A 348-nucleotide genomic window follows, 5' to 3' on the forward strand; every position below is an offset into this window, starting at 1 on the left:
AAAGACGGCGATACCTTGACCGTTGGCATCACCGACGCTGCCGTCGATGGTAAGGCCTTCGAGAATCTGGAGCTGGGCGGCAACGCTTCGGTCCAAATCTCCGACACCGTCAGCGAAGTCGTCGCGACCCTCACCGCCGACAAGACCACCGTCACCGAAGGCGGCCAGATCACCTACACCGTGACCCTGAGCAACGCCCAGGGTCTGCCGGTCAATGGCCATAACGGCCTGACCTTCACCCTGACCGATGGCACCAAGGTCACCATTCCGGCCGGCAGTGCCAGCGGCACCTTCACCATCACCGCCCCTGACGACGTGTTCGTCGGCGGCCAGCCTTCGATCGTCAAC

Annotated in this window: 1 protein-coding gene; it reads left to right on the forward strand. The window is 63.2% G+C overall.

The window, feature by feature from the left end; translation table 11 throughout:
* On the forward strand, positions 1-348 hold a 348-nt coding region (locus AC25M7_RS25520), incomplete at both ends, for an immunoglobulin-like domain-containing protein (protein ID WP_486971643.1).

The organism is Pseudomonas sp. P106(2024) (genome assembly GCF_057480815.1).